This window comes from Kitasatospora sp. NPDC091257, from assembly GCF_044757675.1.
GTDB classification, from domain to species: domain Bacteria; phylum Actinomycetota; class Actinomycetes; order Streptomycetales; family Streptomycetaceae; genus Kitasatospora; species Kitasatospora lactacystinica.
Map to the genome: position 1 here is coordinate 1 of NZ_JBIVVI010000395.1, position 7,006 is coordinate 7,006.

General features: G+C 73.3%; 4 protein-coding genes. 1 reads left to right on the forward strand and 3 read right to left on the reverse strand.

Annotation, left to right across the window (positions count from 1 at the left end):
* Nucleotides 1-67: 67 nt before the first annotated feature.
* The 3 genes from ACIQOV_RS19470 to ACIQOV_RS19480 form a co-directional block, all read right to left on the reverse strand.
* Entirely contained in the window at nt 68-1,939 is a 1,872-nt protein-coding gene (locus ACIQOV_RS19470) for a SpoIIE family protein phosphatase (RefSeq protein WP_387737140.1), read from the reverse strand.
* A gap of 83 nt (nt 1,940-2,022) precedes the next feature.
* Complete coding sequence (locus ACIQOV_RS19475) at nt 2,023-2,784, reverse strand: class I SAM-dependent methyltransferase (protein ID WP_401049970.1); 762 nt, start codon at nt 2,782-2,784, stop codon at nt 2,023-2,025.
* Nucleotides 2,785-3,265: 481 nt separating this feature from the next.
* Nucleotides 3,266-6,220: an AfsR/SARP family transcriptional regulator gene (locus ACIQOV_RS19480; RefSeq protein ID WP_401049973.1), complete on the reverse strand. Its 2,955-nt coding sequence runs from the start codon at nt 6,218-6,220 to the stop codon at nt 3,266-3,268.
* 213 nt (nt 6,221-6,433) lie between these two features.
* Between ACIQOV_RS19480 and ACIQOV_RS19485 the strand changes: the two genes are divergently transcribed.
* Complete coding sequence (locus ACIQOV_RS19485) at nt 6,434-6,718, forward strand: hypothetical protein (protein WP_359899516.1); 285 nt, start codon at nt 6,434-6,436, stop codon at nt 6,716-6,718.
* The last annotated feature ends 288 nt before the right edge of the window (nt 6,719-7,006 follow it).

A 7,006-nucleotide genomic window follows, 5' to 3' on the forward strand; every position in this document is an offset into this window, starting at 1 on the left:
CCCGGTGGGATCCGTTCCCGCCGGGCGCCCCCGCGCGCGTTCGCGCCCCCGCGTTGGAGGAGCGCGGTCACATCCCCGCGGGCAGCCGCTGTTCGAACCAGACCACCTTGCCGGTGCCCAGCCTGGTCGCACCCCAGCGGTCCGCGCACCGGGCCACTATCTGCAGCCCGCGCCCGCGTTCGTCCTCCGGCCCGGTGCGGCGCGGGCGCGGCAGCAGCGGGCTGTCGTCGCCGACCTCGCAGCGCAGCCGGGCGGTGCGCACCAGGCTCAGGGTGACCGGCCGGGTCGCGTGCTGGACGGCGTTGGTGACCAGCTCGCTGACCATCAGCTCGGTCGCCTCGCTCAGCTCGTCCAGCCCCCAGCGGCGCAGCGTGTGCGCGGCCAGTCGGCGGGCCCGGCCCGGAGTCTCGTTGCGCGGCTGGAGGTACCAGTGGGCGACGTCCCCGGCCGGGATGCCGTCGAAGCAGGCGCCGAGCAGGGCGATGTCGTCGCCGCGGTCGCCGGGCGGCAGGATCCGCAGCGCCTCCTGGCACAGCTGCTCGGGGGACTGCCAGCGGGCGGCGGCGATCCGGGCGCGCAGCATCTCCAGGCCGTCGCTGATCGGGCGGGTGCGGGTCTCCACCAGGCCGTCGGTGAACAGCAGCAGGGCCGAGCCGGGCGGTGCGGGCAGTTCGACGGAGTTGAAGTCCACCCCGCCGACGCCGATCGGTGCCCCGGAGTCCAGTTCGACCAGCTCGGCGATGCCGTCCGGGCGGACCAGCACCGGTGGGACGTGTCCGGCGTTGGCCATCACCACCCGGTTGGCGATCGGGTCGTACACCGCGTAGACGCAGGTGGCCAGGTGCTGTTCCCGGCCGAGCCGCTGGGCCTGTTCGTCCAGGTGGTAGAGCACCTCGTGGGGCGGCAGGTCGAGGGCGGCCAGGGTCTGGGCGCTGGTGCGCAGCTGGCCCATGATGGCGGCCGAGGTGAGGGAGTGGCCCATCACGTCGCCGACGATCAGGGCGACCCGGTTGCCGGGCAGCGGGACGGCGTCGTACCAGTCCCCGCCGACCTGTGCGCCGCGCTCGCCGGGCAGGTAGCGCTGGGCGATCCGGACGCCGTGCGACTGCGGCAGGCGCAGCGGCAGCATGCTGCGCTGGAGTTCGTTGGCGATCTCCCACTCGCGGGCGTAGCGCAGTGCGGTGTCCACGGCCAGCCCGGCCTGGGTGGCGAGGTGCGCGGCGGTCGCGGTGTCCGCGGCGTCGAAGACCGGGCGGCCGGTGCGTTCGGGAGGGCGGCGGATCAGTATCAGCAGCCCGAGCACGGCCTTGCGCCCGCGCAGCGGCAGGGCGAGGACGGAGGTCCCGGCGGCCAGCCGGGCCACCCCGCGGGTGCCGTACAGCTCGCGCAGCAGCGTCTCGGCGCGTTCGGCGGCGGGGGTGCCGAGGACGGCGGCCTCGGCGGGGCGGCGGCTCAGCAGGGCGTGGGCGAGCGCCCCGCCGCGGGTCACCGGGGTGGCCGGGCCGCCGTCGGCGGTCGAGCGGGCGCCGTAGCGGGAGCGGCGCCGGTCGTCCAGACCGCTCGGGCGGCCGCGGCGGCCGATCCGGGTGCCGGTGCTGTGGTGTATCCGCAGCTCCTCCGGGAAGCCGGGTTCGCGTTCGACGTTGGGCAGCGGGTCGCGCAGGTGGACGACGGCGGCGTCGGCGAGCGTCGGGACCAGCACCCGGCCGATGTTGCGCAGCGTCGCGGCGAGGTCGAGGGCGCTGTTGATCCGCCGGGTCGCCGAGTCGAGGTACGCCAGGCGGTCCGCCATCTCGGTGCGTTCCGGCCGTGCGCCCGCCCGTCGTACCGGGGCTGCCGGCAGGGCCGTCGCCGGGGCCGGTGTCGCGGCCGGGACCTGGCGGCGCTGGCCCGGGACGGCGGGCGGCTGCTCCGCCTCGGTCTTGAGCTGGTCGCGCACGGCTGCCTGTCCTGGATTCGGTGTGGTCGGTGAGCTGTTCTGTTGCACCGGCCGCGGGTGCGGCCGGCCCTGTCCCGGTTCGATCAGCCGACGCGTCGACAGCGCAGGAACAGCTGTTCCTCCGGCGGCAGCGAGGTACTGGCCGGTGCGTACGGATGCCCCGAGCACTCCTCGACGGCGAAGCCGGCCGAGACCAGAACCCGCTCCAGATCCTCCCTCAGATACCCACTGATCCGCAGCTCTCTGCCAAGGAACGGAAGCGGAACGTGATCCAGGTCCGCCTCGACCATACCGAGCGCCAGCAGTCCGCCCGGCCGCAGGAGTTCGCGCAGCTGCCGCAGCACGGTCGGGATCTCGTCCTGCGGCAGCAGGATCAGCGAGAAGAACGCGGTGACGGCGGCGAACCGGCCCCGGCCGTCCGGCCCCAGTTCGGGGGCGTTCCAGACCCGGTCCGCACGCTCGGTGGCCAGATCGTACAGGTCGATCCGATGGAACACCGGCGCGAACACGCCCGGGAAGGCGGTCCGCCGGGCCAGCGTGAGCATCCCGTCGGAGAGGTCCGCGCCGGTCACCCGCAGACCGTCGGCGACCAGCTGGCGGACGGTCGGTTCGCCGGTGCCGCAGCCCACGTCCAGCACCCGGGCGCCGGGTTCGAGCTCGGCGAGCAGCCGCCGGCCGCAGGCCAGCTGTCCGTCCTTGGCGGGGAACGCCTCGCCGTACTCCGTGCCGATGGTGTCGAAGGCGACCGCCTGCAGTGCCCGGGCCGCCCGCCGCCGTACCTCGGGTTCGTCGTCGCCGGCGTCCTCGTCGACGGGGAACGGGTCCGATATCTGTCCGGTCGTCACGTTGCGAGGCACCCTTCCACCCGTGGCCTCCGGTGGCTCCTCCGCGGCCCCGCGGGCCGCTGCCGGTGGCGGTACGTCACGCTCTGCGCACCACGCGGACGGACTGCACCCCGATGCGTTTCCGAGCAGACACTCGTGTGCGTACTGGCATCTGAGAATATGCGTGATCACTGTGCCGTGGGGTTCCTTTCCGGCCAACTCGCCGCGCTTGGGCGGTTGTGGCCGGGGTTGCGGAAGCACGGGGGTGCGGGCGGGGTTGTGCGCGTGGCCACGCACGCCGGACAGCGCGCCAGGGGAACGTCGATGACCTGCGGTTTTGCCGATCCGCAGGCTGACTATCGGACGTTTATCGAACGTCAATCGGTCCGGTGCACAGTGGAGTCCAGCGCCGGGGAAGCGTTGAGGGCGCTCCCGCAGCCGGGGGGCTGCGGGGGCGCCGACGCGCGGAACGGGGGAGGTTCTCCGTGGGGGAGCGGAAGCCTTACGGCGCGGGGGGAGAGAGGGGCTCGGTGTGCTGCTGGGAGATGAGGTCCGCCACGGGGGAGGCCTCAGGCACACCGAGCCGCGTGAAGATCGCATGGGCCTCCTGGAGGCAGGCGAGTCCGCGAGCCGGCTGGGCGAGCGCCAACAGGGCCTCGCCCAGTGCGGCGTTCGCCAGGCCCTGGCAGTAGGCGGAGCCCAGCTCCTGGCCGATCGCCAGCGACTCGTCGGCCGCCGAGGCCGCCTCGGCGGGCTGCTCGGCGACCAGCAGGGCCGAGGCGAGCCTGGCCAGGGTGTAGCCCTCCCACAGGGGGTTCTGCTGCGACTGGTAGAGCCGGTGCGCCTCCCGCAGGTGCGGAACGGCGTCGCCGCCGGAGAGCACCACACCCAGCTGGTAGAGGGTCTGGGCGAGCAGCGGGCCGTTCTTGGACTCCCGGGCGGCGGCGACACCGTCACCGGCGGACCGGACCGCCGTCTCGGTCATCCCGAGCCGGTGCTGTGCCCGGGCCATGTTGCTGACGATGCGGGCCTCGGCGGTCGGCGCGCCGACCGCCTGGCTGGTGGCCCGGGCCTGTTCCATGAACGGCAGGGCCTCGGCCGGACGGTTGCCCAGGCTAAGGATCACGCCCAGGATGTTGGCGGTGGCCAGCAGCTGGACGGTCGGGACGTCCGGTGACTGGTGGTCCAGACTGCGGCGCAGCGAGTGCTCGGCGCCCTGGAAGTCACTGGTGACGTAGTTCAGGGCACCCAGGACGAAGTGCACCCGGGCGAGTGCGGCGGAGTCGTCGCGGAGCTCCGCCTCGCGTCCGAGGGCTTCCAGGACCGGTCGTACCTGGGGGCCGTGGGTCGGGTCCGGATCGAGGCCGTACAGCAGGATCAACAGGTCGATCGCCGCGTGCTGCGAGGAGCGGGGCCCGTTCGCCGCCGCCGCCGTCGAGTTGAGCAGGAGGGCGCTCTCGCTCCGGAGCCAGGACTGAGCGGAACCGCTGGTCGGCAGGCCGATCCCGGGCGAGGACGGCGTGGTGAGCAGCTCGGGCTCGGGGTCGTCCGGTTCGAGGGTCCGGGCCGCGTTGCGGACGGTCGGGATCAGCAGGTCGAGCAGCCGCAGGACGGCCCGTTCCTGCTCCCCGCCGTCGCCCGACCGGTCGTTCTGCCGCTGGGCGTAGAGGCGGAGCAGATCGTGGTAGCGGTAGCGGCCGGGGGTGAAGCACTCCAGCATGTTCGCCTCCACCAGGGCCTCGACGAGCTCCTCGGCGGTGTCCTCGTCCACGCCGAGGAGTGCCGCGGCGGCCGCGAGCGGGATGTCGGGGGAGTCGATCAGCGCGAGCAGTCGAAAGGCGCGGGCCTCGGCCGTGGACAGCTGTCCGTAGCCGAGCCCGATGGTGGTCTCCACGGCGAGGTTGCCGAGTTGGAGCTCGTCCAGGCGGTGACGCTGGTCGGCTAACCGACGGGCCAGGTCGGAGACGCTCCACCGCGGCCGGCTGGCCAGCCGGGCGGCGGCGATGCGGACCGCCAGCGGCAGGAAGCCGCACGCGGTGACCACCGCCATGGCCGCCTCCGGCTCCGCGGCGACCCGCTGCTCCCCGACGATGGCCGAGAACAGTGCCAGGGCCTCCCGCGGAGTCAGCTCCTCGACGTCGAACAGTTGCGCGCCGGGGATGCCGGCGAGCCGGGAACGGCTGGTGGCGAGCACCGCGCAGCCGGAGACGCCCGGGATCAGCGGCCGGATCTGGTCGGCGTCCCGTGCGTTGTCCAGCAGGATGAGCATCCGCCGGTTGGCGAGCAGCGAGCGGTAGAGCGCCGCGCGCTGCTCCATCGACTCCGGGTTCTCGGTGACACCGAGGGCGTGGAGGAAGTCGCCGAGGACGACGACCGGGTCGGCCGGCGAGGCGCCGGCGCCGCGCAGGTCGACGTACAGCTGTCCGTCCGGGAACTCGGCCCGGACCCGGTGGGCGACGTGGACCGCGAGGGTGGTCTTCCCGACGCCGCCGATGCCGGCCAGCGAAGTGACCACCACGGCCTGGCCGGTGGCGTTCATCAGGACCGTCGAGAGGTCGCTCACCAGCTCGGTGCGGCCGCTGAAGTCCAGGACATCGGCCGGGAGTTGGGCCGGCGCCGGGGCGGTGGGCCGGTCCTTCGCCGCCACTTCGGGCACGGCCGGGAGGGCGAGCGCGGGGTCGGCCGCGAGGATGCGGGTGTGCATCGTGGACAGGCCGACGCCCGGTTCCACCCCGAGTTCCTCGATGAGCAGTTTGCGGGTGTCGGTGTAGACGCCGAGGGCCTCGGCCTGGCGGCCGCAGCGGTACAGCGCCAGCATCAGGAGTTCGCGCAGCCGTTCGCGCAGCGGATGTTCCGTCGTCAGGTTGTTGAGCTCTCCGACGATTTCCGCGTGCTGGCCGATGGCGAGGGCGGCGGCGCACAGGTCCTCGGCGGCGGCCACCTGGCGCTCGGCCAGTCGGAGCCGCTGGGTGTCGGCATAGGGGCCGGGGATGCCGGTGAGCGGGCGGCCGCTGAACAGGCCCAGTGCCTCGGTCAGCAGCCGGTGCGCCTCCTGCTTGCCGCCGTTCGTCCGGGCGGCCGCGGCCTCGGCGCAGAGCCGCTCGAAGACCGTCAGGTCGAGGGCCTCGCCCGGGATGCGCAAGGCGTAGCCGTCGGCGACCGAGACCAGCAGCTCGGCGGGTGCGCGGACCTCGCGGCGCGGCTCGATGACCGAGCGCAGCCGGGAGACGTAGGTCCGCAGGGCGGCGACCGCCTGGGCCGGCGGGCGATCGCCCCACAGGGCGTCGACCAGGTCCTGGGTGGTGACCGGGCGGCCGGCGTGCAGCAGGAGGGCGCTCAGGACCGCCTGTTGCTGGGGGGAGCCGAGGGAGACGGGCTTCCCGTCGAGCCAGGCCTGGACCGGGCCGAGGACCTGGAAGCGCAGCGCGGGCGAGGGCGGCGTCTCCTGAAACTCCATGAAGTCCCCCGATGGCCTGTGGTGTCGATTTCGTGAAAGGGCGCTCGGCGGTCCGCCGCGGTGCTTCAGCTTAGGCGGACGCCCGACTCTGCCGGACGGTCCCGCAAGCCGCACGATGTTTATCGGACATTTAATCAACCCTACGATACTGTGCCCGCGCCCGCGCCAAGCCGGTCGGGCTGACGACATTTGATGACCGAAAGGCGGCCGCCAATGGCCAACGACCAGAGCGAGACCCCGGTGCCGTCGACGCCCGAGAACCAGGCGCAGACCCCGGCCCCGGACTCCGCTGTGGAGGCCGGCCAGGCTGTCGAGGGCGCGGTCGCCGCGACCTCGGACCCGACCGAGTACACCGAGCCGAGTGCCGACCGGAAGAACGCGATCGAGAACGGGATCTTCGGCGACGAGGCCGACCACCTGCTGGAGCCGGCCAAGCCGGACACCGGCAAGCCGGGCGAGAAGTACGAGCCGGAGAGCATCGTCTTCGGCCACGCGTGAGCCGTGCCGGTCGAGTGCCCCCGTCGCCCCCGTCCGGGCGCGGGGGCACCGGTGGTTATGGGCACGCCAATTCCCCAAAGGTGTCAACCGGGTGGCCGAAACATGCCCGCGGTGCACTCATGGTGACCGGCGATATCCGTAACGTGCCCGACGGCGGGTGTGGGACGTTCCGGAATTCCGGATTCACCCGGGGGTATTGCGGTGGTCGGAATGCCGCCGTTTGCCCGCGTTCTGCCGAAATTGCCGAGGAAGATCGTATTCGGCTGAATCGCCCGCCCCGGGGGCGGG